Source organism: Pedobacter cryotolerans (assembly GCF_005116475.1).
In the GTDB taxonomy this organism is placed as follows: domain Bacteria; phylum Bacteroidota; class Bacteroidia; order Sphingobacteriales; family Sphingobacteriaceae; genus Pedobacter; species Pedobacter cryotolerans.
The window spans coordinates 205,161-232,069 of sequence record NZ_SWBO01000005.1; the positions used below are offsets into that span (position 1 = coordinate 205,161).

Annotated in this window: 22 protein-coding genes; 6 read left to right on the top strand and 16 right to left on the bottom strand. The window is 33.3% G+C overall.

Going from position 1 to position 26,909, the window contains the following annotated elements; genetic code table 11:
* Positions 1–17 precede the first annotated feature (17 nt).
* The 3 genes from FA045_RS10970 to FA045_RS10980 all read right to left on the bottom strand — a co-directional run bounded on the left by FA045_RS10970 (position 18) and on the right by FA045_RS10980 (position 2,959).
* A complete protein-coding gene (locus FA045_RS10970; protein WP_136877119.1) occupies positions 18–809 on the bottom strand; it encodes a Fic family protein in 792 nt (263 codons plus the stop codon).
* Positions 810–921: 112 nt separating this feature from the next.
* Positions 922–2,427 (bottom strand): PH domain-containing protein, encoded by a 1,506-nt coding sequence (locus tag FA045_RS10975; RefSeq protein WP_169305047.1) that lies wholly within the window; start codon positions 2,425–2,427, stop codon positions 922–924.
* Position 2,428: 1 nt separating this feature from the next.
* Positions 2,429–2,959, bottom strand: coding sequence for a PH domain-containing protein (locus FA045_RS10980; RefSeq protein WP_136877121.1), 531 nt, complete (start codon positions 2,957–2,959; stop codon positions 2,429–2,431).
* A 227-nt stretch (positions 2,960–3,186) separates the two neighbouring features.
* On the opposite strand from FA045_RS10980, the gene FA045_RS10985 reads away from it, so the two are divergent.
* Positions 3,187–4,557 carry a dipeptidase gene (locus tag FA045_RS10985; RefSeq protein WP_136877122.1) on the top strand — a complete coding sequence of 457 codons (1,371 nt, stop codon included), beginning with the start codon at positions 3,187–3,189 and terminating at the stop codon, positions 4,555–4,557.
* 458 nt (positions 4,558–5,015) lie between these two features.
* Here the strand turns inward: FA045_RS10985 and FA045_RS10990 are convergent, their stop codons facing one another.
* The 3 genes from FA045_RS10990 to FA045_RS11000 form a co-directional block, all read right to left on the bottom strand.
* Positions 5,016–6,437, bottom strand: a complete 1,422-nt coding sequence (locus FA045_RS10990; protein ID WP_136877123.1) for a hypothetical protein — start codon at positions 6,435–6,437, stop codon at positions 5,016–5,018.
* On the bottom strand, positions 6,437–6,859 hold the full coding sequence (locus FA045_RS10995; protein WP_136877124.1) for a nucleotidyl cyclase domain-containing protein: 423 nt from the start codon (positions 6,857–6,859) through the stop codon (positions 6,437–6,439). The genes FA045_RS10990 and FA045_RS10995 overlap by 1 nt, the downstream gene beginning before the upstream one ends.
* Positions 6,860–7,085: 226 nt before the next feature.
* A complete protein-coding gene (locus tag FA045_RS11000; protein ID WP_136877125.1) occupies positions 7,086–8,180 on the bottom strand; it encodes a Fic family protein in 1,095 nt (364 codons plus the stop codon).
* A gap of 111 nt (positions 8,181–8,291) precedes the next feature.
* On the opposite strand from FA045_RS11000, the gene FA045_RS11005 reads away from it, so the two are divergent.
* Complete coding sequence (locus tag FA045_RS11005; RefSeq protein ID WP_136877126.1) at positions 8,292–9,143, top strand: glycoside hydrolase family 25 protein; 852 nt, start codon at positions 8,292–8,294, stop codon at positions 9,141–9,143.
* A gap of 284 nt (positions 9,144–9,427) precedes the next feature.
* Here FA045_RS11005 and FA045_RS11010 read toward each other — a convergent pair whose 3' ends face one another.
* Both FA045_RS11010 and FA045_RS11015 read right to left on the bottom strand, forming a co-directional pair.
* Positions 9,428–10,012 (bottom strand): GIN domain-containing protein, encoded by a 585-nt coding sequence (locus tag FA045_RS11010; protein ID WP_136877127.1) that lies wholly within the window; start codon positions 10,010–10,012, stop codon positions 9,428–9,430.
* 645 nt (positions 10,013–10,657) lie between these two features.
* Positions 10,658–11,755, bottom strand: coding sequence for a mandelate racemase/muconate lactonizing enzyme family protein (locus FA045_RS11015; RefSeq protein WP_136877128.1), 1,098 nt, complete (start codon positions 11,753–11,755; stop codon positions 10,658–10,660).
* A gap of 146 nt (positions 11,756–11,901) precedes the next feature.
* On the opposite strand from FA045_RS11015, the gene FA045_RS11020 reads away from it, so the two are divergent.
* The 3 genes from FA045_RS11020 (at position 11,902) to FA045_RS11030 (ending at position 14,920) form a co-directional block, all read left to right on the top strand.
* Entirely contained in the window at positions 11,902–13,911 is a 2,010-nt protein-coding gene (locus FA045_RS11020; protein WP_136877129.1) for a thioredoxin domain-containing protein, read from the top strand.
* 56 nt (positions 13,912–13,967) lie between these two features.
* The gene (locus FA045_RS11025; protein ID WP_136877130.1) at positions 13,968–14,165 is read left to right on the top strand and encodes a hypothetical protein; all 198 of its coding nucleotides are present in this window, start codon (positions 13,968–13,970) and stop codon (positions 14,163–14,165) included.
* Between the two features lie 245 nt (positions 14,166–14,410).
* Positions 14,411–14,920 (top strand): FKBP-type peptidyl-prolyl cis-trans isomerase, encoded by a 510-nt coding sequence (locus FA045_RS11030; RefSeq protein ID WP_136877131.1) that lies wholly within the window; start codon positions 14,411–14,413, stop codon positions 14,918–14,920.
* Positions 14,921–15,966: 1,046 nt separating this feature from the next.
* Here FA045_RS11030 and asnS read toward each other — a convergent pair.
* Positions 15,967–17,403, bottom strand: a complete 1,437-nt coding sequence (asnS, locus tag FA045_RS11040; protein ID WP_136877133.1) for an asparagine--tRNA ligase — start codon at positions 17,401–17,403, stop codon at positions 15,967–15,969.
* A 143-nt stretch (positions 17,404–17,546) separates the two neighbouring features.
* On the opposite strand from asnS, the gene FA045_RS11045 reads away from it, so the two are divergent.
* A complete protein-coding gene (locus tag FA045_RS11045; RefSeq protein WP_136877134.1) occupies positions 17,547–18,896 on the top strand; it encodes a sensor histidine kinase in 1,350 nt (449 codons plus the stop codon).
* Here FA045_RS11045 and FA045_RS11050 read toward each other — a convergent pair.
* The 7 genes from FA045_RS11050 to FA045_RS11080 form a co-directional block, all read right to left on the bottom strand.
* Complete coding sequence (locus tag FA045_RS11050) at positions 18,874–20,073, bottom strand: GAF domain-containing sensor histidine kinase (protein ID WP_136877135.1); 1,200 nt, start codon at positions 20,071–20,073, stop codon at positions 18,874–18,876. The genes FA045_RS11045 and FA045_RS11050 overlap by 23 nt on opposite strands.
* Positions 20,074–21,058: 985 nt before the next feature.
* On the bottom strand, positions 21,059–22,252 hold the full coding sequence (gene sucC / locus FA045_RS11055) for an ADP-forming succinate--CoA ligase subunit beta (protein ID WP_136877136.1): 1,194 nt from the start codon (positions 22,250–22,252) through the stop codon (positions 21,059–21,061).
* Positions 22,253–22,610: 358 nt separating this feature from the next.
* Positions 22,611–23,213 carry a hypothetical protein gene (locus FA045_RS11060; protein ID WP_136877137.1) on the bottom strand — a complete coding sequence of 201 codons (603 nt, stop codon included), beginning with the start codon at positions 23,211–23,213 and terminating at the stop codon, positions 22,611–22,613.
* Positions 23,214–23,430: 217 nt separating this feature from the next.
* Positions 23,431–25,101, bottom strand: a complete 1,671-nt coding sequence (locus FA045_RS11065) for a DUF4153 domain-containing protein (protein ID WP_136877138.1) — start codon at positions 25,099–25,101, stop codon at positions 23,431–23,433.
* A 368-nt stretch (positions 25,102–25,469) separates the two neighbouring features.
* Positions 25,470–25,784 (bottom strand): hypothetical protein, encoded by a 315-nt coding sequence (locus FA045_RS11070; RefSeq protein WP_225871325.1) that lies wholly within the window; start codon positions 25,782–25,784, stop codon positions 25,470–25,472.
* Positions 25,785–25,840: 56 nt separating this feature from the next.
* The gene (locus FA045_RS11075) at positions 25,841–26,137 is read right to left on the bottom strand and encodes a winged helix-turn-helix domain-containing protein (protein WP_136877139.1); all 297 of its coding nucleotides are present in this window, start codon (positions 26,135–26,137) and stop codon (positions 25,841–25,843) included.
* Entirely contained in the window at positions 26,137–26,769 is a 633-nt protein-coding gene (locus FA045_RS11080; protein WP_136877140.1) for a hypothetical protein, read from the bottom strand. The genes FA045_RS11075 and FA045_RS11080 overlap by 1 nt, the downstream gene beginning before the upstream one ends.
* Positions 26,770–26,909 lie beyond the last annotated feature (140 nt).

Consider the following 26,909-nt stretch of genomic DNA (forward strand, 5'->3'; position numbering starts at 1 on the left):
TGAGCATTAATTATCTATTAATTTATTGAACTCGCCAACATTTGCACAAAAGGCAAAGCTTTGCTGTAATCCAGTTCCTCATATTCTATGCCTAGCTTTCTAAGGTTGTGATAGTAAGTTTGGTGTTGCTCGTAATAGTTTCTCTCAGAAGGAATAAACCAAGCTTTTTCTCCTAGTTTTTCAGATAAAAACCATTTTTCTAACAAGCGTCCTGTTCTACCATTTCCATCTTCAAAAGGATGGATTTTTACAAATACCAAATGTATCAACGATGCGAAAAAAAAAGTTTCGTTAAAAGTGAGTTCACAATTAATCAGCTTTGCTATATCTTCATGTAGTTTGTTTAATTCTTCTTCAACTTTTTCTGGGGCAACTGCAACATATTCAATTTTGCCATCTTTAGTAACAACAAACATATTTCCTTTTCTCAACCTACCTTGTTGTGCTTTTTGGAGAATGTGTTTAGTGAGTAGGGTATGCGCTTTTGCAACATTTTTTATATTTAACTTATTTTGTTGGGCGTAAATATAAGTGTCATACAGGTCGTCTATTTTACGAGTGTAATCTGGTAAAAAATGAGCGCCAAAGCGTTTATGTTTAATATACGAATCCAGTTCAATATCTTCTCCCTCAATTTTAGAAGAAAATACTGCTGAAACCGAAGTATAGAAACTAAAATTAGCAACATCTAACTCGCTATCTTTTAGTTTATTGAATTGCTTTTCTAAATCATTATTCAATTGACCAAGAAACTTAGAAAGTAAAGTTATAGGAAGTATTTGTAAGTTTAATTCTTCTATATTGTCCATTAAAATATCATTCTATGCTACTAATTTACACTTATTTAAATTAAACTTTCATCACAATAGATTTGCTTTATCTTCACTTTGGTCTTTCAGCTTTAGTCTTTTTGCTTTTTAACTACATCCAATCCTCATCACTACTCTCAACCTGATACAACCAATAATTAACCAATCCTTTAATCTCGGTGTAATTGCCAAACTTGTAATGAATTACCCCTGCAGCGGTGTGTAAATCAACATGGCCAACATCAACACCTTTATGCCAAGGATACTGAAAAGTGCTAATTGCCTGTATTTTATGCGGAAAAATATGCTCATAAGAAATATCCCAAATGCCAGATTTTTTGATGATGAATTCCTGATTAACCATTAAACGATGTCTGCGGTAGCTAAAATAAATCATCACTAAAACGATGATGAAATAGATAATTGACAAGGGATAAAAACCCATCACTTCTGGAATATTTAAAGCTACAATCCAAAAAATCCCGACAGGCAAAACTGCATTAAACAGAATTGGCAGGTTTAAAAACCTAAAATTGGGTAGATAAGTTTTAGTTTCATTTGGTAATTTGCTCAAGATAATTCTCAGAATTTCATCTTTTTCTGTGGCGCTGCACCCTGGCAAGCTCAAGTTAGATTTTTCTAAATCTTTAGCATCAGTTGGTACGCCAGACGCTGCTTGTTTTAAGTTTAGGTTTAAGATATTTAGTTTTTTCTGAAAATAATTCTGACTATAACTCGTAATCTGCACCTTTTTTGGGCTCAACAAAGTGTTTTTCTTATTCAATAAACCAGCAGAAATTAATAGCGAGTGTTTGTGTTTGCTGATCTTAAAATCATAAAATTTAACTATTGTTCTCACAATATTAATCACAAGCAATAAAATAATAACCGCTAAAAACAATATGCCGATTGACGCTACATTAATTCCTCTTTCAATGGCAGCTTCAACTTGTCCGTTATCTGTATCAAAAGCTTTCAATAACTCTTTCGCATTATGAAAAACAGCATAAGCAAAACCAATTAATAAAGCCAGACTGCTACCATAGTTAGAAGTTAAACCTACTTTCAGTAAGGTTGATAGACTAAGATTAATGAATGGCTTTTCGGCCTCTAATTTTTGTTCATCATTATCAACTAAAGCATTTTCAGCTACTTTATTACCGTTCAATAAATGTTCTTTTAATCGATAGGCCGAAGCTTCATCAATAGCCTTAATGCTCACTTCTTTATCAGCGCCACCAGCAGTGTCAATTTCTACACTAAAAACGCCAACCATTTTTTGTAAAAAAGATTGGTTAATATTTACCTGCTGTATCTTCTCAAGCGGAATAGTCAACAAAGTTTTGTTAAAAATGCCTTTATTGATTACAAATTCTTGCTTTTCATTATCTAAAAAGAAAGTAAATTTTAAATAATTTAAATAGGAAAAAACAATGGTTATAACCAGAATAATTGCTCCACCCAGAAAAAAGTAAACCAAGTGGCTTTTTTCAGCTTTTAAAAGAAAAATAATAAAAGGAAAAAATAACGCTCTGATTACTTTTTGAGCAGCATAGCTGGCCATAATTACAATACCTGCAGCCGATTGCCTTTGCGGTTTACTAAAATCGTTTTCCATCTTATTCAGCAGTTGCATCTACTATAAAATCCAATCTTTTAACTAAAGCTTCTTTTATCATTTTTGCTTTATCAATTTCAACTCCTGCAATCTGAACATGTCCGCTTGCGCCACCAGCCGTATAAATCTGTAAGGTTGCCAATCCGTAGCTTCTAGAAGTGATGCCTTCATCTAAAGCAACATGCTGTATTCTGTTAATTGGGATGATGGTTGTGGTTTCGGCAATCACACCATGTTTATAAATGATATCTTTTTCTCGCAAAGCGAAACCTCTTTTTTTGAAACTTAACCTGTAGATGATAAATAAAAAGGCCGAAAACAATACATATCCAGCGATAGGATAGATGGGATTTGGTAGCTTATCATCTAATAAAAAAATAAACAAACCTAAAAACGCACCTAGTATAATCAGTACAATGCCAAGGTTAATTACAATTACATTCCAATATTTTGAGTTTGGAGCTGTTAATATTACATCTTCGTATTTGGGTAGATTTGCTAAATCGATCGTTTCGTTTGTAAATTCTTGCATAGTTTTGATTTCTGCCTAAAGATACAAATCAATCATTTTGCATTGAGCAATTTGAAGGTTTTTTTACCACATAGCCACATAGTTTGTTAGAAACACAAGCCTATCATCTGTTGCAAATAATGTTTTTCAAAATCTTAACCCTTTTAATGAAGTTAAAACCAAATCTGATGTGTCTATGTGGTTCCAAATTTAAACAGTTTCCTATATTTGTGTAAAATATAAATGTTATGCAAGAAATCAAGAAATATGTAGAAGATAACAAACAGCGTTTTTTAGACGAGTTGTTTGAGTTGTTGCGTTTTCCATCGGTTAGTGCCGATCCTAAGTATAAAGGTGATGTGTTAAAAACAGCTGATTTTGTTGCGCAAAAATTAAAAGATGCGGGTGCAGACAAAGTTGAAATTTGCGAAACAGCAGGTTATCCAATCGTTTATGGCGAAAAAATGGTTGACCCAATTTTACCAACCGTATTAATCTATGGTCATTACGATGTGCAACCAGCAGATCCGTTAGAGTTATGGCATACACCACCATTTGAGCCAACCGTACGCGATGGTAAAATTTACGCTCGTGGTGCTTGCGATGATAAAGGGCAGTTTTACATGCACGTAAAAGCATTCGAATTGATGATGAAAACCAACACTTTAGCCTGTAACATTAAATTCATGATTGAAGGCGAGGAGGAAGTTGGTTCTGCAAACTTGGGTATTTTTGTGAAAGCCAACACCGAACGTTTAAAAGCAGATGTAGTTTTGATTTCTGATACCTCGATGATCAGCATGGAAAACCCATCTATTGAGACTGGTTTACGTGGTTTAGCTTATATGGAAGTAGAAGTTGTTGGTCCGAACCGCGATTTACACTCTGGTGTTTATGGTGGTGCAGTGGCAAATCCAGCAACTATATTATGTAAAATGATTGCTTCTTTACACGATGAAAATAACCACATTACCATTCCAGCTTTTTACGATAAAGTTATCGAGCTGAGCGATGAGGAGAAAAAAGCGCTCAATTCTGCTCCTCATGATGACGAAGAATACAAACAAGATTTAGCAATTGACGAAATTTGGGGCGAAAAAGGTTATTCTACTTTAGAGCGTACTGGCACCAGACCAACTTTAGAGGTTAATGGCATTTGGAGTGGTTACATTGGCGAAGGTGCAAAAACTGTATTGCCAAGCAAAGCCAATGCTAAAATTTCGATGCGTTTAGTGCCAAACCAAAGTTCTGAAGAGATTTCTGAAATTTTTGCCAAACATTTCGAAAGTATTGCGCCAAAAGGAGTGAAGGTAAAAGTTACCCCACACCATGGTGGCGAGCCTGTAGTTACACCAACCGATAGCGTAGCCTACAAAGCTGCCGAAAAAGCAATTGAAGATAGTTTTGGTAAAAAACCAATCCCAACTCGTGGTGGTGGTAGTATTCCTATTGTTGCCCTGTTCGAAGATGTTTTGGGTATTAAATCTGTACTTTTTGGTTTCGGTTTAGATAGCGATGCTTTACATTCGCCAAACGAAAAATACGATATTTATAACTACTACAAAGGCATCGAAACTTTGCCATTGTTCCATAAATATTTTGCTGAGTTGAGTAAATAAGATAACGATTTTAATTTTTGTCACGCTGAGCTTGTCGAAGCGCATTAGTAGGTCTTCGACACCAGCCACGGCGGGCAAGCGCTCAGACTGACATTATTTTAGAAATTTAAACTATTGATTAGTTACATTAAATTCCAAAACTCCCTGTTTATTTGTTTAAGCAGGGATTTTTTATGGAAAACGAATGTTAGTTTTTCATAGATGCTGCAGTCCCGCCATTGCCTATAGTCCTCATTGCGTTGCACTTCATTCCGGGCTATTTGGCGCTGTCGGGTTTATAAAACTAAGGGTTGGGTTTTATAGGGGAGAAGTGTGGCGGTTTGATAAATTTGATATTGTTTTACTTTTCAGCACCAATGTTGATGCGGAACATAACTTTTGGCTACTACAAAACTATCACCAAAGCACGGAAATCCCGCCTATTGCAAGTGTGTTGTTATGCCTAGTTTTTCTTTTCATTACATTGGTTTTTTCCAGTAAGAACTTGTTTTAACGTATCGAGGGTCTTCCGTTTTTATGCCATAAGAAGTAGCTTGGTCGTCATATATAACATTGCCAACTAAAATGTCTTTATATCGTCCTATTCTGTCAAACTCGAACAGGTCTTCGATAATGTTACGGTAAACAGCATTAAATCCTTTTCTTGGCAAAATATGTTTCATAAATTCTAATTCCTTAATACGAACATCTAATTCTTTTGGTAAAGAAATATCCTTTACGAGTGGTATTGAACTGAACAGAAATTTTAGTTGACTAAAACCTATACCTTGCTTGTCACCTAGACCATATTTACTTTCTATACTCTTGAAGTTTTTATTTATGTCTGTAGTTAGAAGGTTAATCTCTCTAATAAATTTAATTCTATCATCATTGTCTAAAAGCAGATTTAACTCTCTTAATTTTGTCCTTGCTTCAAAGAAAAATTTATTGTCTCTTTCATTTAATGCTGCTTCAATTATTTTTTTTGAGTTATTTGTTTTTTTTGCAAAATAGGCTGAGAACAAAGGAATATCCAATGCCACACCGAAATTTTGAGAATTTACTAAAATGCTTTTTATAGTTTCCTCTGATTGTGTATTTATAGAATTTCGGAAGTTTCCAAACACACCCAAGTTATAGTCAGGATATGTTCTTTGAATAATGTTTTGTAAAAATGATTGTCGAATTGGTTGAATGAATAGGTCTGCGTAAAGGTAGTCAGCTGCTAAAACATAAAAAGCTGTTCTTTGTGAAATCCAATTTAAACTCGCCACCAATGCTTGAAATTGAGGAGAAAGTCCATCACCAACATCTGAATTGCTTACTTTTCCATTGTCAAGGTTAATGTATATTTCATTTCCCTTACTGTCATAAAGTTTTGGTGTCTTATTGATAAGTCCTGCCGCTACTTCATATTGTTCATTATTTTCCTTAAATATAAATGAATGCAGTTTAGTGAATTGGTCTTGGTCTAATATTGAATTTCCAAGAAGCATTTTTTGCGTCAAGAAGAATTTACTGGCGGACATATCCCAAGTAAACTGGAATGTCATTTGAAGCCTTTCAAAATAAGCCTGAAAATCAGTGTCAGAAATCTTGCCGCCCCTAATTTCAAGTGAAATGTTTTTAGTTACGTCATTAGCTGTTTTTACAAATGTATCATACTCGAAAATGTCCTTTGATATGAAACGAATATTGGGAAAATAATCAATCCTATTTTTTCTGTATTTTTCTTTGTAATCGTCAATACAAATTATATTGTCATAGAATAAAATAGCTTGAATGTAGTTCTCAAAAGAAATTATGTCATTATCTATTACTGACTTATTCTTAACTGGAATTTCACCCAAAAGTCTTTGAATACCGGTTAAAGTTGAGTTGTCAATTAGGGCGTATCTCATTAGTCGAAGTGCAATTTGTTTTTACCAAAGTCTTTAGCAATCAGCAAGCCAAGCCTTAATTTTCTTAGAATATAATCAGAGGAAGTCGTGAATGAATTACGTTCTGTAACCCCAATTGAAACAGTAATCTTTAGTTCACTTTGAATAGTTTGCATTAGAAGAAAAAGATTTTTTTTATTCATCTCAAAATTGCCGAAACAAGAAAAGAGAAACTCGTCACTGTCAACCCTTGTTATTTTGTTAAGAGCAGGAATTTGTTTTATAGTATATGAAAGTTGGTCAAGTAAAGTGTTCCCCCTTTCATAGCTGTTAAATAAGTTAAAGGTTGTAAAGTCATCAATGTCGAGTAAGCAGAAAATAGTTTCTTTTTCTTTACCATTAAAAAAGTCTATGAGTTCCCTTCTGTTATCAGTCGTTTTCATTTGTCTGGCGTTCGTCTAAAATTTACTAATAACTTTCTGCTTTCAGCAACATATCCTTGTTTAATCATTTCCAAGCAAATATAAACCTTTAATACTCATTCATTAAAGTAATTTTTCCATATCAAAAATTAACTAACCGCAAGCTACCAATTACTCTAATAAAATTTTTACGGTTTCCCGTAATCCGTTTATAATTCTAAAACCGACAAACCCTAAATTTACAATTTTAAACCAACTCATAACTCGTACTTCTACCACCTTGTTCTTCTTGTTTCAAAATTCTTTTTTCTATTAAATCTTTAATGTCCCTTAAAGCTGTGTCTGTAGAGCATTTAGCTATTTTTGCCCATTTAGAAGATTTTAGTTTTCCTTCAAATCCATCTAGTAGTTTATTCAACATCAAACGTTGCCTTTCATTTAATGAGGTATGTTCATGATGTTTCCAAAATTCTATTTTATCTACTATCTTTTTTAAGGTGTTTTGTGTTTCAAGCAATGCATTTTTCAAGCAAGTTAAAAACCACTCCAGCCATTCGGTAATATCTCCATCGCTGTGCTGTACTTTTTGTAATATTTCATAATAGCGTTTTCGTTCTACCAAAATTTGGCTCGACATGCTGTAAAATCGCTCAGTACTACCATCAGATCGTGACAATAATAAATCTGAAATTGCTCTTGCAATCCTACCATTTCCATCATCAAATGGATGTATGATGATAAACCAAAAATGAGCAATAGCAGATTTTAATACTAAATCTAGGTCGGTATGCTCATTATTTAACCAAACAAGGAATTTATCCATTTCTTGTTTTACTAAATTGGGTTCAACAGCTTCGTAATGTATCTTTTCTTTGCCCATTGCCCCAGAAACAATTTGCATTACTCCAGTACGGTAATTTCCAACCTCAATTTTATACATTCCGCTTCGTCCTGTAGGAAACAATGCCGAATGCCATCCAAATAAACGGTCTTCGCTTAGTGGTTGCAGGTAATTTTGTGTGGCATCCAACATCATTTCTACAACGCCTTCTACATTTCTATCGATGGGAACCAAGCCAGCCACTTCCAAACCTAAACGTCTCGCTATGGATGAACGCACTTGTTCATAATTCAACTGTTCACCTTCTATTTCAGATGATTTTACCACATCTAAAGTAAGCGTTGTTAGATTAGCTTCATTTTTTGTAGAAAAACCAATTGAACTCATTTGACCAGCAATTGTCCCTTGAAGATGACGTACTTCACCAAAAACCTTTTGGATAGTTTTTTCTTCCCAAGTAAAATCAGTCCAGTTTTTGTATTGATAAATGTATTTTGCCATGGTTGAAAATTATTCTTGCGGTAAATATAAGTATTATTCGCCGCAAATTTGCGGCGAATAGAAATGTTATTTACCGCAGTTTAACAACTAATTTTTTCCCAATTTTGCAATATGCCTCCAATTAAGAGAAAGCCAGTAGCAAGAAAACCCGTCACACGTAAAAAACCGAATAAACCATTTGCTGCCAAATGGAAAGTGGCTATTGCAGGTATTTTGTTAATTTTGCTTTCTCCATTTTATTATGGCTATGTGTTAAAATTTGCTTCGGCCACTTGGTTTTGGTTACGCCATCCAACAGACGATGTAAACTATAGAACCTACGAAAGTTTTGCGATCAAAATTCCTAAAAAACATCAAATACATGGCATAGATGTTTCTTATTACCAAGGTAAAATAGATTGGCAAAAGGTAAAAGCAATGGAAGAAGACGATGTGAAAATCACTTTTGCCTTCATTAAAGCAACCGAAGGCATTTTATTAGTCGACCCGTATTTTCAACGCAATTGGCGTGAAGCACCAAAAGCAGGTTTAAAAGCTGGGGCTTATCATTTCTTTAGGCCAAAAAAATCGGGTTTATGGCAAGCCAATTTCTTTTTGCAAACCGCTAATTTCGAAAAAGGAGATTTACCGCCTGTTGTGGATATCGAAAGTTTAGATGGCGTTTCGCCAGAAAAAATGCGTAAAGAATTAAATGCTTTTATCATCCAAGTTGAAGAAAAAACTAAAGTTAAACCCATTATTTATTCTGGTTTAAAGTTTTACAAAGATTACCTACGTGGTTTTTATAACGAATATCCCCTTTGGGTGGCTCATTATTATCAGCCTAAGCTAAAACTAGCAGATGATACTTGGGATTTTTGGCAACATTCTGATAAAGCCCGCATCAATGGAATTAACCATGTAGTAGATTTTAATGCTTTTAATGGTGATAGTTTGAAGTTTCAGCAAATGCTGATTAAGTAAAAAACAGGCTGTAGGATTATACGCATTAAGATGTCCAATTAAGCTAACATTGATGTAATTTATGAAGTTTTTGAAACCTATATTACTATAATAACATATTTGTCATTCCGAGGAACAGTTTGTCCCGATTTTTCGGGAAGGAATCTCTTTTATGAATTCAATTGTAGAGATCCTTCTCCGCCGCGGCGGATCTGGATGACAAATTCTTTTCACATAACCTGAACTCAAACAAAAAAGCCCTCCCGAATTTCGGAAAGGCTATTGTTTGTTTGGTTTGATATTAATTAACTTCTTGCTGCTACGTAAACTTCTGAAGCAGACATATCTGTTTTTTTAGATTTAAATTGTTGTAAAGTTATTCTCGAAGTTTTATCCATATCGATAGTATATAAATCTGTATCTCCTTTTAAGGTTAAGGTAGATTCATCTTTAATACTTGTGTATAAACTTTCTGTTTTTGCATTGATGTTTACATACGCGTTATCTTTAGTAAATACTTGAAGATATTTTAATGTGATTAAATTTTCAGTTTTTACAACAGCATTTTCAGCCGCTTCAATTCTATAAATATCATCCACATAAATAGTGATTTTTGCATTATTTTTTGAGGTGATATAAACAGCGTCGCCTATTTTTTTTACCGTTATTCTTTCCGTTCCTTCATTGGTGTAAAGAACTTTAGATTTTGAATTTTGAATGATTGTTACTTCAGCATTGCCACTAATATTTAATTTTCTAACTGATGAAATGTTTACCGTGTTTGCCGATACAGCATTTGGTTTTAAATCTGAGTTTGCATAAACTAATGAAGTTGAGCATGTTAAAGCGATTAAGCTAGTTGCGATTAGGGTTTTGATTGAAGTTTTCATGATTGCTAAGTTTTGTTTGTGATTTGTAGATAAGACGCACACAATCAAAAAACGTTGCAAGCAAAAACAGGGTATTATACGTAAACTTCGTAATTATCGACCAACGGGGTTTTAATTTAGACGAACCCTAAGGCTACGTCATATCGAAGAAGGTATCTTGATTTTTCCTATCGTGTTGACACATCTTTTTGCTCATTGTATTTTGAGGATTTGCTAAGTACAGTCCATATATTGCTGTCTTGAGCTAAGCACACGTCAATCCCTAGTGCCAGATTGATCAAAAAAACAGAAGTACTATAGAACAAATAGCACTTCCAAACCTTAAACGCAGTGGTTTTGTGTTCAAGTGTGTAGATGCTTTCATTTATTGCAAACGAACAAAACGAAGTGCCGCTGTTTTTTTGATGAGCGAGGGATTGTGAAAAGGCACATTATGGGATTGATAAGCATTTTTGCATACTTTTGATGCTTCAAAAGTTTGATGCCATGCGGCATAGAGCTAAAAAAATATCAATAATTGCATCCACACTCTAGGATTTTTAGGGAAGCTATCTGTTTCAAATGGAAGAAAATTTAGCTGCTCAACTTTCGTTAACACTAGTAAAATTTACAGATTTCTCCTCGTTCCTCGTTCGAAAAGACGAACTATACTATCCAACGCTCACAAGTTTCCAGAAACTCTTCATCAGCATCTGCTCCAATGCCAATGGTTTCTGGTACAGTTAAAAAGTAACCATCGTAAGTTAAACCACCAACAACAGGATCAACCAAATGACCTAATAAACAAGTATCTAAATCAAAAAACACCACATTCGGACTAGCTAAAGCAAAATGTAGGTTAGCAGTTAAAGCAATTCTACTTTCTAGCATACTGCCAATCATGCATTTTACGCCATGCTGTAAAGCAATTTCGTGTATTTTTTGCGCTTCTAAAATCCCTCCAGATTTAGAAAACTTAATGTTGATGTATTCGCAAGCTTGGTTATTAATCAACTTCCTCGCATCATGGTGGTTATAACAACTTTCATCAGCCATTAATTTAATAGGAGAGTTTAAAGCCAATTCTGGTAATTTATCATCAAACCAAGTACGCATGGGTTGTTCACAAAATTCTATATTCTGGTCAGCTAATTCGCCTAAGGCAAATAGCGCATCATCAAAACTCCAACCTTGGTTGGCATCTAAGCGTAAAACCATTTCATCGCCTACGGCAGCTCTAATTTGTTTTACTCGTTCAATATCATCATTTACCTTTTTACCGAGTTTGATTTTTATAATCCTACAGCCGTTTTTTTGATATTTTAATGCAGTTTGCGCCATACCTTCTGGTGTATCAATACCAATAGTCATGTCGGTTTCAATGGTCTTTTTTTGTCCGCCTAAAAACTGGTACAAAGGCAATTTTGCATTTTTTGCAGCAATATCAAACAGCGCCATATCAAAAGCACTTTTTATGGTAGCATTATGATCAGCATAAGCCAACAAATCTTGCATTCTTTCAGGTATTTCTAAGGGATTTTTACCTTTTAAAATTTGCGCAAAATCTTTAGCCATTGCCAAGCAAGTTTCTTGGGTTTCGCCTACAATCATCGGAAATGCAGAACATTCGCCTACACCATGTATACCTGCATCGGTATAAATTCTGATTAAAACATTTTGTGCAAAGTGCATGGTGCCGGTAGCAATTACAAAAGGCTCCATTGGTATGCTAAAGCGGTATATTTCGGTATGGGTAATTTTCATTTTTGAGATATGAGACAGTAGATATGAGTTTGAGGACACTAAAGTAAAAAACAAAACTAAATGAAAGGGGTTAAATAGATAATTTATATTTTTACAAGGTTTCAGAGAAATGTCTCAAATCTCACATCTCAAATCTCACCTCTAAAATGCAAGAACCCAATAACCTCATTCACGCGTCATCACCATATTTATTGCAACATGCTTATAATCCGGTAGAGTGGCATGAGTGGAATGCTGAAGCGCTAGAAAAAGCAAAAAAGGAAAATAAATTGATTTTGGTGAGTATAGGCTACTCGGCCTGTCATTGGTGCCATGTGATGGAACATGAAAGTTTCGAGAACTTTGAAGTGGCTGAAGTGATGAACAAACATTTTGTTTGTATTAAAGTTGATAGAGAGGAAAGACCAGATATCGATCAGATTTATATGTTGGCGGTACAATTGATGAATGGAAACGGTGGTTGGCCATTAAATGCCATTTGTTTGCCAGATCAACGACCAATTTATGGAGGGACTTATTTTCGCAAAAACGATTGGATTAACATTTTAGAAAATGTTGCCGATTTATGGAAAAACGAACCAGATAAAGCCAAAAATTACGCAGAGCGATTAACAGATGGCATTAACCAAGCCGAAAAAATAATTCCTGCTACAAATGAACTCGAATTTGAGCTAGTACAATTAGAAGAAATCATCGAACCTTGGAAACGCCACTTTGATATCAATTTAGGGGGCTATAACCGTGCACCAAAATTTCCATTACCAAATAATTGGAGTTTTTTATTGCGCTATAGTTTCTTAGCTGCAGAAGAAGCAACTTTTATGGCCACTTGCACTACTTTAGAACAGATGAGCATGGGTGGTATTTACGATCAAATTGGTGGTGGCTTTGCCAGATACTCGGTTGATGATAAATGGCATGTGCCACATTTCGAAAAAATGTTGTACGATAATGCGCAACTCATGAGTTTGTATGCCGAAGCTTATCAATGTTTAAAGTTTAAGCCTTTCGTACAAGTAATTGTAGATACCATTGATTGGACTTTTAGAGAAATGAGTGCGGATAACGGCTTATTCTTTTCTGCTTTGGATGCAGATAGCGAAGGGGTAGAAGGTAAGTTTTACGTTTGGGATAAATCAAAATTTGATGAAATCCTTGGCGAAGATGCTACGCTAATGGCCGAATATTTTGATGTAACCGAACACGGAAATTGGGAAGAGGAGCATACCAATATTTTAAGAAGAACCAAAACTGATGAGGAGATTTTAGAGAAATATGAGTTAGATGCTGAAACCCTTTACGATAAAGTTGCCCTTGCTAAAGCAAAACTCTTAGACGAACGGAGCAAAAGAATAAGACCGGGTTTAGACGATAAATGTTTAACCGCTTGGAATGCCATGATGATTAAAGCTTTATGCGACGCATCGCAAGTGTTAAACTATCCTGCATATTACGAAAGAGCTAAACTTGCAGCTAACTTTATGTTAGACAATTTAGTAACTCCAGATGGCGGTTTATTTAGAAATTATAAAAACGGTAAAGCATCAATCATAGGCTTTTTAGATGATTATGCTTTTATGATTGAAGCATTAATTGCACTCTACGAAGTAGATTTTAATGAAGAATGGTTAGATGAAGCGAAATCTCTTACAAATTATGTGATTAATCATTTTAATGATGCAGAAAGCGATATGTTTTTTTATACCGCTGCCAATGGAGAAGCTTTAATTGCTCGTAAACACGAAGTGATGGATAATGTAATACCAGCATCTAATTCAGTAATGGCACAAAATTTACAAAAACTAGGTTTGTTTTATGATGAGGAAAATTGTCGAGAAAAAGCATCGGCCATGCTAAAATCGGTTTTACCTCGCATAAAAGCTTACGGTTCTGCTTACTCAAATTGGAGTATACAATTATTAAATGAAGTTTATGGTATTAATGAAATTGCAATAGTTGGTAATAATGTTAGTGAGATAAAGAAAGAATTTAGCCAAAAATATATTCCAAATAAAATAGTTTTAGGTGGCATAAAAAGCGAACTTCCACTATTAAAAGGTAAAGAAAGCGAAGAACCAAAAATTTACGTTTGCCGAAATAAAACTTGTCAACTACCTGTTAATACTGTGGAAGAAGCTTTAAATTTTATCAATTAAATAGTTGTTAAAAAATTACTAAACAAGCATTTATTTAATTTTGGGTAGATTGCGCAATGTTTGAAAAAGAAGAAAGTATTATTGCAAAAAGAAAAGCGCTAGTTAAAGAAATTGCTAAACTTAAAAAAGAATACATTAGCATTAGAGAGCGAGCTGAAAAGCACAATGCCGTGGCAAAAATTGCTGAAAAGCAAAAAGAATTAACGCAAATTAGAGAAGAATTTATTGATGAACAAACCAAAAATAGAAGATAGATAAGTTTGATGAGACTTAAATTAGATTAATCATCTTTCTCTTAATTAGCAATTTTTTCCTTTTTTTAGTTGTTTAACTCACCAGAAAGTCAAATATGTCTCAACAAAATTGCTTCTATTTTGTTAGCCTAATAATTAACCTATATTTGCCAAAATTATTAACCGCATGTTTAGGTTTACAACATAATTTTGCCAATGCCAAGCACAATGGCGTTGTAATAAAACGATCAATTAAAATAAAATAGATGAATATCAATTCAAACACTGTAGTGTCTATCACTTATGAGCTACACACTACAACTCCAGAAGGTCAGCAAGTTTTTGTTGAAAAAGCAAACGAAGAGCAACCGTTAGTATTTTTATACGGCGTAGGTATGATGTTACCTAAATTTGAAGAACATTTAGCTGGCTTAACAGCTGGTGATGAATATAGTTTCGAGCTTTCTGCGGCAGATGGTTACGGCGAAATTGATGCTACAGCTCATGTAGATTTGCCAATTAGCATGTTTGCAGAGGCTGGTCCAGATTTGCCAAATGTTGGCGATGTTATTCCATTGCAAGATAACCAAGGAAATCAATTCCGTGCTGGTGTAACTGGTGTACATGAGGAGCATATTTCGGTAGATTTAAATCACCCGATGGCTGGTAAAAACTTAATTTTTGCTGGTAAAGTTTTAACCGTACGTGAAGCAACTGCTGATGAATTAAGTCATGGTCATGCTCACGGAGCCGACGGACATTCAGGTCACGAATAATATTAAATATTTTTTTAAAAGGCGTTCTATTTGGAGCGCCTTTTTTTTTGGATAAGAATTAATCTACGATTGTCAGTCTGAGATTGTCGAATACGGTTACTAAAGGTAGTAAAATCCAAAATATTGTCCTTCGACAGGCTCAGGATTACAATATCTTCGTTTTCTACTTAATATGAAAGTATCATAACCAAATTTTTAAATTTTGAAAAGCAAAACCCCTTTTCTATCGGTTATTTCAGTCCCGCTATTCGTTCCAATCTTTTTACCAAATCCCCGCCTCGGCGGGTACTTGGTAAAAAGGATTTACACTGCTATCGGGTTTAAAATGCAAGAGTAGTGCAATTGTTAAAGTTTTGGACGCATAAAGTAAAATCCGTCACCCTAAATTTATTTCAGGGTTTGGGCTGAGGGATTAAAAGCTTACAAAATGGAATAAAATAAATGAAGCCATTAATCACTATCATTAAACCAATATTAATTCTATTTTTAGTTGTAAATCTGTTTTTTTGGATGGTATATCATGCCAGCGGTCATAAAATTCCTGTACAAACAGATTTAACTTTTGGTTTTATTAGTTTATTTCTAGGTTTAGGAATACTTTTTCTATACTTGAAAAAGCTATAATATTTCAAAGTATCTAAAGACTGTCCTCCTGAGGGGGTAATTTATTTCATAAAAATCAATATGAATGACGTTAATTTAGCTCGTTTTTGTCATCCAGAGTGCAGCGAAGGATCTCGAATTTGTATTCCAATTATGAGATTCCTCCGAAGTCGCCTGCCTGCCGGCAGGCAGGGAATGACAAAAAAAGGAGTTTATATTTTATAAAAAATTGACTTATAGATACTTAACAAATAATGCCAATGGTAACTTGTCAAAGGATTTCGGTAAATTCATCGATCGGTCTTCGACAAGCTCAGACTGACACATCTAACTAAAAAAAAATCGCTGAACATTTCTGCTAAGCGATTTTCTATTTGTTTCTTTATTTTATTTAAGTCCCCTTTAGAGCCTGCTCCGATTTTATATCGGAGGGATTTAGGGGTTTAAAACTCCGCACTTTTCGGGAACCTCGGGAAAGCAATCACATCTCTAATATTTGTCATACCGGTTACAAACAAAACTAAACGCTCAAAGCCTAAGCCAAAACCAGCGTGTGGTGCAGAGCCAAAACGGCGAGTATCTAAATACCACCATAATTCTTCTTGCGGGATATTCATCTCATCCATACGTTTGGTTAGCATATCCATACGCTCTTCACGTTGCGAACCACCAATCATTTCGCCAATACCTGGGAATAAAATATCCATAGCCGCTACTGTTTTGCCGTCATCATTCATACGCATATAAAACGATTTGATATCTTTAGGATAGTCTGTTAAGATAACTGGTTTTTTAAAGTGTTTTTCTACCAAATAACGCTCGTGTTCACTTTGTAAATCTGCACCCCATTCATCAATTAAGTATTTAAACTGCTTTTTCTGATTTGGTTTGCTATGTTTTAAAATCTGTATGGCTTCAGTATAAGTTAATCTTTGGAACTCATTTTCTAAACAGAAGTTTAACTTGTCTACTAAAGATAATTCGCTACGTTCTTGCTGCGGTTTAGTTTTTTCTTCTTCTAATAAACGATCATTTAAAAAGGCAATTTCGTCTTTGCAATTTTCTAAAGCATAGCTGATCACATATTTCATCATATCCTCTGCCAATTGCATATTGTTTTCCAAATCTGCAAAAGCAACTTCAGGCTCAATCATCCAAAACTCGGCCAAGTGACGAGTAGTGTTTGAATTTTCTGCTCTAAAAGTTGGTCCGAAAGTATAAATTTGCCCAAAAGCCATGGCAGCTAATTCGCCTTCTAACTGACCAGAAACCGTTAAATTGGTAGCACGACCGAAAAAATCTTCAGAAAAATCTACTTTACCCTCATCCGTACGAGGAGTTTTATCAAAATCTAAGGTAGTTACCTTAAACATTTCGCCAGCACCTTCTGCATCACTTGCAGTAATTACAGGCGTGTGCATATATACAAAACCACGCTCATTATAAAATTGGTGTATGGCAAATGCTAATGCATGACGAACCTTAAATACTGCATTAAAAGTATTGGTACGGAAACGCAAGTGTGCTTTTTCACGTAAAAATTCTAAACTGTGTTTTTTTGGTTGCAAAGGATATTCTTCAGCATTACTATCACCTAAAATCTCAATAGATGCAGCCTTTACATCAACTTTTTGTCCTTTACCCAAAGATTCAACTAAAGTTCCCGTAACCGAAATTGCTGCTCCAGTAGTAATTCTTTTTAATAAATCTTCTGGTGTATTGGCAAAATCAACAACAATTTGAATATTGCCCATGCAAGATCCATCATTTAAGGCTATAAATTGATTGTTACGAAAAGTACGTACCCAACCCATTACTTTAACTTCTGTATCAAATGCCGTAGAATTCAGCAGGTCTTTAATTTTTTCTCTTTGTATCATGCTTTTTAGCTCTATAAGGGCGTCAAAAATAAGGATTTAAACCTAAAATTTGCTATTTGTTTTATTTTTAAGTTTTGGTAAATTCCTTTTTCTTTTAGGTTAATAATCTTAAATTTGTTGTATCCCTAAATTAAATTTACAATTTGTTCTCTTTCAAAAAAATCCTAAATGGTAAAAATCTAATTGGCGATCCAACGTTATTCTCGCTAGAAGAAAGAATTTTTAATACTTTTTGTATTATAGCTTTCATCACCATGTGTTTCGAAGTTCCCTTTAATTATGTGATAGGCCTAAAGGTGCCTGCTATATTATGTGCTTGTGGTATTTTTATTTCTGCTTCGCTTTTTTATCTTTCTCGATTTAAAAGGAAATCGTTGTTAGGTATTATATTATTTTCAACTGCCTGTAATGTAACATTTGCTATAAATTATTTCTATAACTCAGGTATTTTTGGTCCAAATTTATTGCTATTCGCCTTGGCCTTTTTACTTGTGATAGCAATTATACCGAAGCAACAATTTAAAATTTGGATACCTATCAATCTATTACTGGTTTTAACTATACTCATTATAGAATATATTTATCCGCAAACGGCTCCAATTGCCTATATCAATAATTTAAGTAAAACCATCGATTTTGGTATAACTTATTTTGTAGTTACATTAATTACCTACTTTGCGATAAGTTACATTAGGAAAAATTATGAGTATGAAAGGAGTTTAGCCTTTAATAAAACTATTGCAATAGAAGAACAGAGCAAAAAAATTATTCAACAAAATGAAGAATTAGAAAAATTAAGTATTGAAAAAGATAAGCTTTTCTCTATAGTTACGCATGATATAAAGACACCTTTAAATTCAATACAAGGTTATTTAGAGCTTTTGGCAGAAACAGACTTACATAGTGAAGAACGATCGCTGTTAAAACAACAATTGTTAGAGATCACAAAAAACACATCAAGTATGCTAACTAATGTTTTGTCGTGGTCTAAAACTCAATTAGAAGGCTCACATGCAGAATTAGTTCCTGTAAATATTAAACAAACATTAGCAAATGGGTTAAACATAGAACGTAATAATGCCAAGAGAAAAGGAGTAGGTTTTGATATAATCTGTGAAGATGAAGTTGAAATACTGGCAGATCAAAATATGTTTGAGTTGGTAATGAGAAATTTAGTTAATAACGCAATTAAATTTACACCAAAAAGTGGCTTTGTTACAATTACTATTAAGGTAGAGGATAAAAAATGTTTAATTATAGTTAAAGATACTGGTTTGGGCATAAATGAGGCACAGCAAGAAAAGCTGTTTAAATTAAAAGCATCTTCTACGTATGGTACCAATAACGAGAGAGGTATTGGCTTAGGTTTAATGTTATGTAAAGAATTTACCGAACTCCAAGGTGGTGAAATTTGGTTTGATAGCAAGCCCAAACAAGGTTCTACTTTTTATTTGTCTTTTAACTTATTTGTTAGTGAACAGGTAAGGCAATAAAAAACGATGCGCCTTTATCTTTGCCTTCACTTTCTGCCCAAACTTTTCCATGATGTAATTCTACCAACATCTTAACGATAGATAGGCCTAAGCCATTTGAGTGTTCTTTGCCAGTAGGTACAGCGCTTAATCTGGCAAATTTGGTAAATAACTTGCTCATTTCATCCTTTAACAAACCCTGTCCTTGGTCTTTAAATTCTATCAAAAGATCATTGTCAATTGTAGTAACGTTAATTAGAACAGTAGTATTTGGGTGTGCATATTTTAAGGCGTTGCTCAGTAAATTTTCAAAAGCATCTTGCAGTCTGATGCTATCTGCATAAATTACCGACGAACAGTTGCAATTGATGATTACGTTTTGTTGTTTTTGTGCGGCAATTAATTCGAAATTGTTTTTTGCTTGCTCTAAAATCTGTAATACATCAACTTCATCTGCATTTAACCTAAAACTTGCATTTTCGCTTTGAGATAAATCAAGCAAATTATTTAAGCTGTTCAATACACTAGTAGCCGATCTTTTTATCCTGTCTGCAAAATCGGTAACAACTTTTGGGTCGTCTGCTTTTTTCTTTATTAACTCTGCAGAAAGAGAAATAGTGGTGTTTGGGTTTTTTAAATCATGAACAATTCTGTTCATCATATCGGTTTGCGTACGCATTGCTTTGCGTGTAGCTAATCTTAGTTCAAGCTCGTCCATGGCAATAGCCGATAATGTTTCGAGCATTTTTAATTGTTGCTCTGTAACCTCTTTTGGTTCAACATCTAAAACGCAAACCGTGCCCAGATGCAAGCCTTCTGTTGTTTTTAAAGGTGCACCTGCATAAAATCGAACTCCATTTTCCATTGTTACAAACGGATTGCTTTGTAATTCGGGTACCTCTAATATGTTGCTAAATAGCGTTACATTATTATTTAAAATTGCAATAGAGCAAAAGCTGTCATTTCTGTTTATTTCGGTTGCGGCTAGCGGACTAATATTGGTTTTGAAAAATACTCTTTCTTCGTCAACGAACGTAACTTGGGCTATTGGTGTATTAAATATTTGGGCGGCTAAAATAGCTATCTTATTAAATGTGTCTTCTTCAGGTGTATCCAGAATATCATAAGCTCTTAGCTTTTTAATTCGCTCTGCATCATTATCTGGAATAAGTGAGTTCGGGATCTGAAAATTACTCATAAATTTTATTTAGAAAATACAAATATAGTGTAATTCAAATGAATGCAATATTTAGCTAATTTTAGTTTTTATGCTGTTTTAGGATAAAAATTATCTTAAAATTTCATAAAATTCAATTTTTAATAGTTTTTATTTAAATATTGTAGTTATTTTTTAATAAAATATTTAATTTGTGATGTTTTTAGTGTTTTTTATCGCTTATATTTTTTACTTTTTTATTGTTTAATGTTTATTTAACGTTAAATATTTAATATTTATCTTTATTTTTTAAATATTAACTCATTTTTGTTAAAAAAATTAAAAATAATTTATAAATATGTGATAAAAGTGTTTATATTTGTGGTGTTCATACAAAAAAGTACATTTATATTTGGTTTGATAAAAGCTCTGGTTGGATGGCCAGAGCTTTTTCATTAAATATTTTACAATAGAACATTAAAAACAGAACTAACAACCAACCAAACTATAGTAAAAGACCAGTTCGAATATTCGACTGGTCTTTTCGATTCTATTGAAATCTATTTTAATATTAAGGAATTAAGTTTCATTGCTCATTGAAAATCAAAAGCGATAGTTGTTAGTTGTATAAAAATTTAGTTCGATGCTTCAAATGGGTTAAAAATTTAATTTAAGCCCTTTCTATAACTTTACGTCACAATTAATTTTTCAGTTGTTTTCATTGATTTTTTCCTTTAAGAGAGCTTCGCTTTATTTCAGGCCTGGCAAGCAAGACAACTGCTGATCCAGTACGTAGGGGATGGGCAGGACCAGTAGGATAAGCATAGCATCCTTAAAGTGTCAAGTTTAATTATCGACTCAGTTTATAAAAGAATCAAACTAAATAACTTAAACAATTCGTTTACTAGAAAATGTAATCTTAACTGTTCTTAATTCCTTAATGTTAAGCATAAAAAAAACCAGCTGATAACTCAACTGGTTTTTAAAAATTAGATTTTTCCGCCTTGCGGACTATACTATTATCGACTTATGAAGCTAATACTTGCGTTACTAAATCAGCTGCTTCTTTTAATTGAATTGCTGAGAAAACTTTCAATCCAGATTCGTCAATTAGTTTTTTAGCTTCTTCGGCATTAGTGCCTTGTAAACGACAAATAATTGGAACTGGAACATCGCCAATTTCTTTATAAGCATCAATAACGCCTTGTGCAACTCTATCGCAACGTACAATACCGCCGAATATGTTAATGAAAATTGCTTTAACGTTAGGGTCTTTTAAAATGATATTAAAACCAGCTTTAACTGTAGTTGCATTTGCAGTTCCGCCAACATCTAAGAAGTTAGCAGGCTCACCACCAGCAATTTTAATGATATCCATTGTTGCCATTGCTAAACCAGCACCATTAACCATACAGCCAACGTTACCATCAAGCTTAACATAGTTTAAGTTACTTTCGCTAGCTTCAACATCTGTTGGGTCTTCTTCTAATTTATCACGCATTGCTGCATAATCAGGGTGACGGAACAATGCATTCTCATCTAAATCAACCTTAGCATCAACAGCAATAATTTTATCATCGCTAGTTTTTAAAACTGGGTTAATTTCAAACATTGCAGAGTCTGTAGCGTCATAAGCTTTATAAAGAGCAGCAATAAATTTTACCATTTCTTTATGTGCAGCGCCAGTTAAACCTAGGTTAAAAGCAATTTTACGTGCTTGGAAACCTTGTAAGCCAACTTTCGGATCAATCTCTTCTTTAAAAATTAAATGAGGAGTGTGTTCTGCAACTTCTTCTATATCCATACCGCCTTCAGTACTATACATAATAATGTTAGTTCCGTTAGCGCGGTTTAATAAAACAGAAACGTAAAATTCTTTAGTTTCAGAAGCGCCTGGATAATAAACATCCTGAGCAACTAAAATTTTATGAACTTTTTTACCTTCGGCACCAGTTTGTGGTGTAACCAATTGCATACCTAAAATATCGGTAGCACGTTGTTTAACCTCGTCTAAGTTTTTAGCCAGCTTAACGCCACCGCCTTTACCTCTACCACCAGCATGTACTTGTGCTTTAATCACAACCCAATCAGAGTTATAGTCGGTTTTCATTTGCTTAGCCGCTTCTACAGCTTGTTCAACAGTTTCAGCTACAATGCCTTCTTGTATGGCAACACCAAAACTCTTTAAAATTTGTTTACCTTGATATTCGTGGATATTCATCTGTTCAAAAATTTGCTCAAATCTACAATTTCAAAACCTTTATACAAAGCCAAAAATCAATTAAAATGCAAACAATTGCCTATATCGCCGTATCACACAAAAATGTGACTCAATTTCATAGTTTTTATTTTTAGAAAAGCAATGTTTAGCACTCTTTTTAAAGTTAGTCCCGCCTGCCTGCCGGTAGGTTGGTTTTTCGCTGCAATCTTTTTGTGCTCCACTTTGTTTCGCTATACAAAAAGTATTTACGCTGCAACCGGGTTTAGAAAATAAAAGCTTGTACAAATAGGAGGGGTTGCAAAGTTTAAAATGCTTATGGTTATTGGAGATACCAGCCAGATCTAAAAGAGTTTAGGATTTAGCTTACTTTATTTAAGATAGGTTTGCCAGTTTTCCTATCAATTAAATAGATTAGCGTTCTCATTTCATATTTTTCAGATTGATTTTTATCAACTCTAAACTTATAATTAATTTTAATTTTGCCATTTTTAATATCTTTTATATAAACTTCACTGCAACAATAGCCAAATAGCGATTTTATATTTTTGATATTCCATAATTTTTCTTTTTCAACTTTTTCGGGTGTAAATTCATATTCATTCCATGTGGGTAGGTTAAGATTGCCAATTATCAGTTTGTCACATTCAAATTCACCTCCTGTTTTAAGAATTAACCAATTTTCAAATTTCATCAGTTGTTCATTTTTTTTCCATTGCCTCTTGGTGTAGTAACCAAACCCTAAATTGATCACAATACCATTGTTTTTGTACAAATATGAAATTACGTTAGGTGATGAATGAATATCAGGGTTGAACACAGCATTACAAATTAAAGTTCCCCCAATATTTTGGTTTATTTTTGCGCTGTCATAAACTGGGTCGAATGCAGTCGCTAATCCATATATAAATATAAAGATTACGAAGCTGATACTTAAAATAAGTATGATTTTAATTTTTTTCATGGATTTCTTATTAAGAACTTATACAACCCCAAATAGTATCACCGCCTTTTGTTAACTAAACGGGATAGTAGTGTAAATACTTTTTGTTCTTTGAGGTAAAACCTCGTAGGTTATTAGGCAAGAGCATAATAAACCTACGAGGTTTGTGGATTGGCAAACAAAAAGATTGAAACGAATAGCCCGACCAACCATTAATCGTTTCACAGCAACTGCTTTTCTAATCTTCTTTTTTAAAATACTCCTTAGTCTGCCAATCTCTAAAATTCCATGATAACCAAGATAAGCGCTCTTGCTCTTCCTTAAATCTCTCGATACGCAGATCTAAATCTTCATTAAAACTTTTAATTCTTTGCTGCGCTAGCTCTCTTTTTAGTTTTGCGCTATCAATTGGTGGTTCGGGTAATTGAGCTGTAGTAGGTGTGTCAATTGTTGCTACTGCGCTTTCTACCTCAGTAAGCGTTACATCATAATCATCAGTTTTAGCAGCATATTTGTTTAATAACATCCTGTTTTTATCTATTAACGGTAATGTTTTATCAGACATTTCCATTAAATGTTTTACATCTAAAGCAATTTGTTTTCTGCTATTGATATTGTAATTAACAATAAGTGCATCCCAATTTATTATACCAAAAACAATTAATAAAATATACCAGGTTAGACCATTAACTTTTAGCAAATAGTAAAGCGTTTTCTTTTTCGCTACCTTAATGTATACCGTAAATAAACCAATAACGCATAAAGTTAAAAACACTAAAACTCCAATTCTTTTGTGTGTTAAGCCACTTAAATTGATGTAATGATAGTCTCTAATTAATACTGAAAAAATAAGGAAGGTGTTTTGAACAATCCATGCGTAAGCCAAAATTTTAAGTGTTTTATTTCTGCTAAAAAAATTGAGGTTACCACTAAAAAAGAATAAAATAACCAACATCGCCATTAGGATACTAAATATCAATGAATTTGCGCCTTCGTGTAGTTGAGTAGATAAATATGTATCATCAAAAGAACTAATATTGCCGAGCCATAGGGTATTAAAATCTATAATGTTTAGCGTAAGTAAAAGCAGATTTAAAGCCATAAAAGAAATGATACCTATGATATATTCGGTTTTTAACGCCATCTTTTTTTGAATAATCGAACCTAAAAAAATGGATTTTAGCTCTTGTATATAAGAAGTTGAAAATTTGCTTTTTCTCTTTCTAAGTAAATTATCTGGAGCTTCTGCATCTATTTTTTCTAAGGTAGTTTCTTTAAAGGCCAAAAGCATACCAGCAGTAAATAGTATTCCTAAAATTATGTGCAAGAAACGAGCAAAACTTAAATCGCCAAAAATGAATGTAAAAACATTACTAACAAAGTTGGAAATATTTGTAATAAACAACTCGCCGTATTTAGCAAAAACAGGATTTGCAATGCTGTAAATAATGCTAAAAAATATTACAACAATAATAGGAATGATGATGTATTTTATTGGCCTTAAAATAGGCTTAACTGAGAAATTACCAATTTTTGCATTAATTAATTTTTTGACAAAATTAATAGGTGATGAAGCTATTTGTAAAAAACCAGCTAACAAAGCGGCGAATACTGATTTAATTTTAGGGGCATGAGTATATCCTACAAAAACAATTAATGTAATATAGTAACCAAATATATTTAACACTGAATGATTTATAACAACCAATATGGCAGCTATGAGATGAGAGATGGCAATAGCTATTGTTTTTTTATTAGTTCGGTGTGTTTTTTCTAAAAAAAGCACAATCAAGATAAATAAAGAATGTAAGAGCAGGTTTAATCCTAATCCTTCATTCCAAAAAAGGAAATTAAATAACAACCCACCACCAAAAATGGCTAAAAGTTGCAAGTCGATAGGTTTTTTCATTTAAATTTAGATAATGATATGAGGGTATTCTGTAATTATTAAAAAATATAAAATGGCAATTGGAATATTAATTAATAATAGACCCATTGATTTTAAGGTTTCTATTCTGCTTCTTGCATCAGTTAATACGATTATTAGCAGTGAAAGAAAAAGCATTAAATTTAGTACTGTTGCAATACATAGGTAAACAAAGCCGAATATTATAATTTCGGTGTTTTGAGAAAATAAATATAAAAGGAAGAATATTGTACCTATGATTAGGGAATATTTAAAAAGGTACATTGATAGTTTAACTAGGCTCAGATTTTCTGATATCATCATGATAAAATCAATTTTAATTATGAAGTAAAAAGTTTGAAATAAATAGATTAATTACCTGCAAACGGAGAGCCGAATATGCCTACAGCCAATTCTGCCCAAACCAAAAACAATACAAATAAGATAATTAAGGTTAAAGCTAATTTTAGCTTAGTAGATCGAATTTTTCTGGATACCACTTCTATGGACATTCCTGTTACCAATAGAAGTATGCCCATGATAATAAAATCTGCTAAATCCCAATTTACTTCTTTGGTAAATTGCATGGCAACTAATGGAATTAATAAAATTAAGGCTACGATACCTATTACTGTTGCGAGCCTTTGAGTTAAGTTAAAATTTGTTTGTGTTTCTGTTTTCATCATTTAAAATTTTATTTATGTAAAGTGCTTTGTATTTCAAAGTAAATAATTAAAAAAAATTAAATTCCTTTGATCATTTTTTCTAAAGCATCTAAATGTGCTTTAAAAGATTGTTTACCTAATTCGGTAATATAATATGTTGTATTTGTTTTTTTGCCAATAAATGCTTTCTGAACTTTTAAGTACTCAGCTTGCTCTAAGGTGTTGAGGTGAGAGGCTAAGTTGCCGTCAGTTAACTCTAAAAGTTGTTTTAGTTCATTAAAACTTACGCTTTTGTTTACAATTAAAATAGACATTACGCCAAGCCTAATTCTGCTATCGAATATTTTGTTTAATGCTCCAATTGGATTGCCCATTACTTGTTCCTTTCATATTTAAAGTACATGATCAATCCGTAAAATATGTGTAAAATGCCAAAGCCAATTGCCCAAAAATACAAGCCATAACCAATATAAAACATGGCAATTAAACCTAAAATAACTTCACAAATACCTAAAAAGCGTATATCGGTGTAAGTATATTTACTTGCATTAATAAGCGCTAAGCCATAAAATATTAAACAAGAAGAAGCAATTAAACCAATGGCACTCGGAAAATTTAACAACAGAGCAATGATAAAAAATCCACCAGCACCTAGGGGTATTGCTAGGTTAATTAACATATTTTTTGCGGTTTTACCCCAAAATGGGATGTTTTTCTTTTTGCTTTGTCGGTAAGTAAAAATAAATCCTCCTGTTAAGGCGAAAATTAATACTAAAAAAGCAATTTTAATGAGGTTGGCTTCAATCTCTACATCAGCATCTATACCAAATCCATAATCACCATTGAGGTACTTTTTCAATTCGCCATGGGCGAAATAAGCGCCAACTAATGCAGTTAAGCCAGCAAAAACCCCAGACAAACCGCTTAAAGAAATAAATCTCGACGAACGATCCATCATGTTTCTGATGTCGCTCAATGCACTTAGTTGTTCCTCTTGATTACTCATAATGTAAAGCACTTTGTTTTTCAAAGTTAAATAAGATTATTAGAATTGCAAATTTTATTTAAAGAAATTGTTAGATATTGTTGTATTGCTTTATTGTTGATGATTTTTCAAACAATTTAACAATTTAACAGATGAGCAAT

Coding starts and splice junctions, on each gene's coding strand:
- FA045_RS10970 (WP_136877119.1), bottom strand. CDS start 809: ATGGACAATATAGAAGAATTAAACTTACAAATACTTCCTATAACTTTA.
- FA045_RS11000 (WP_136877125.1), bottom strand. CDS start 8,180: ATGGCAAAATACATTTATCAATACAAAAACTGGACTGATTTTACTTGG.
- FA045_RS10985 (WP_136877122.1), top strand. CDS start 3,187: ATGCAAGAAATCAAGAAATATGTAGAAGATAACAAACAGCGTTTTTTA.
- FA045_RS11060 (WP_136877137.1), bottom strand. CDS start 23,213: ATGAAAAAAATTAAAATCATACTTATTTTAAGTATCAGCTTCGTAATC.
- FA045_RS11075 (WP_136877139.1), bottom strand. CDS start 26,137: ATGGGCAATCCAATTGGAGCATTAAACAAAATATTCGATAGCAGAATT.
- sucC (WP_136877136.1), bottom strand. CDS start 22,252: ATGAATATCCACGAATATCAAGGTAAACAAATTTTAAAGAGTTTTGGT.
- FA045_RS10995 (WP_136877124.1), bottom strand. CDS start 6,859: ATGAAAACGACTGATAACAGAAGGGAACTCATAGACTTTTTTAATGGT.
- FA045_RS10980 (WP_136877121.1), bottom strand. CDS start 2,959: ATGCAAGAATTTACAAACGAAACGATCGATTTAGCAAATCTACCCAAA.
- FA045_RS10975 (WP_169305047.1), bottom strand. CDS start 2,427: ATGGAAAACGATTTTAGTAAACCGCAAAGGCAATCGGCTGCAGGTATT.
- FA045_RS11010 (WP_136877127.1), bottom strand. CDS start 10,012: ATGAAAACTTCAATCAAAACCCTAATCGCAACTAGCTTAATCGCTTTA.
- FA045_RS10990 (WP_136877123.1), bottom strand. CDS start 6,437: ATGAGATACGCCCTAATTGACAACTCAACTTTAACCGGTATTCAAAGA.
- FA045_RS11015 (WP_136877128.1), bottom strand. CDS start 11,755: ATGAAAATTACCCATACCGAAATATACCGCTTTAGCATACCAATGGAG.
- FA045_RS11050 (WP_136877135.1), bottom strand. CDS start 20,073: ATGAGTAATTTTCAGATCCCGAACTCACTTATTCCAGATAATGATGCA.
- FA045_RS11020 (WP_136877129.1), top strand. CDS start 11,902: ATGCAAGAACCCAATAACCTCATTCACGCGTCATCACCATATTTATTG.
- FA045_RS11005 (WP_136877126.1), top strand. CDS start 8,292: ATGCCTCCAATTAAGAGAAAGCCAGTAGCAAGAAAACCCGTCACACGT.
- FA045_RS11070 (WP_225871325.1), bottom strand. CDS start 25,784: ATGATGAAAACAGAAACACAAACAAATTTTAACTTAACTCAAAGGCTC.
- FA045_RS11065 (WP_136877138.1), bottom strand. CDS start 25,101: ATGAAAAAACCTATCGACTTGCAACTTTTAGCCATTTTTGGTGGTGGG.
- FA045_RS11030 (WP_136877131.1), top strand. CDS start 14,411: ATGAATATCAATTCAAACACTGTAGTGTCTATCACTTATGAGCTACAC.
- FA045_RS11025 (WP_136877130.1), top strand. CDS start 13,968: ATGTTTGAAAAAGAAGAAAGTATTATTGCAAAAAGAAAAGCGCTAGTT.
- asnS (WP_136877133.1), bottom strand. CDS start 17,403: ATGATACAAAGAGAAAAAATTAAAGACCTGCTGAATTCTACGGCATTT.
- FA045_RS11080 (WP_136877140.1), bottom strand. CDS start 26,769: ATGAGTAATCAAGAGGAACAACTAAGTGCATTGAGCGACATCAGAAAC.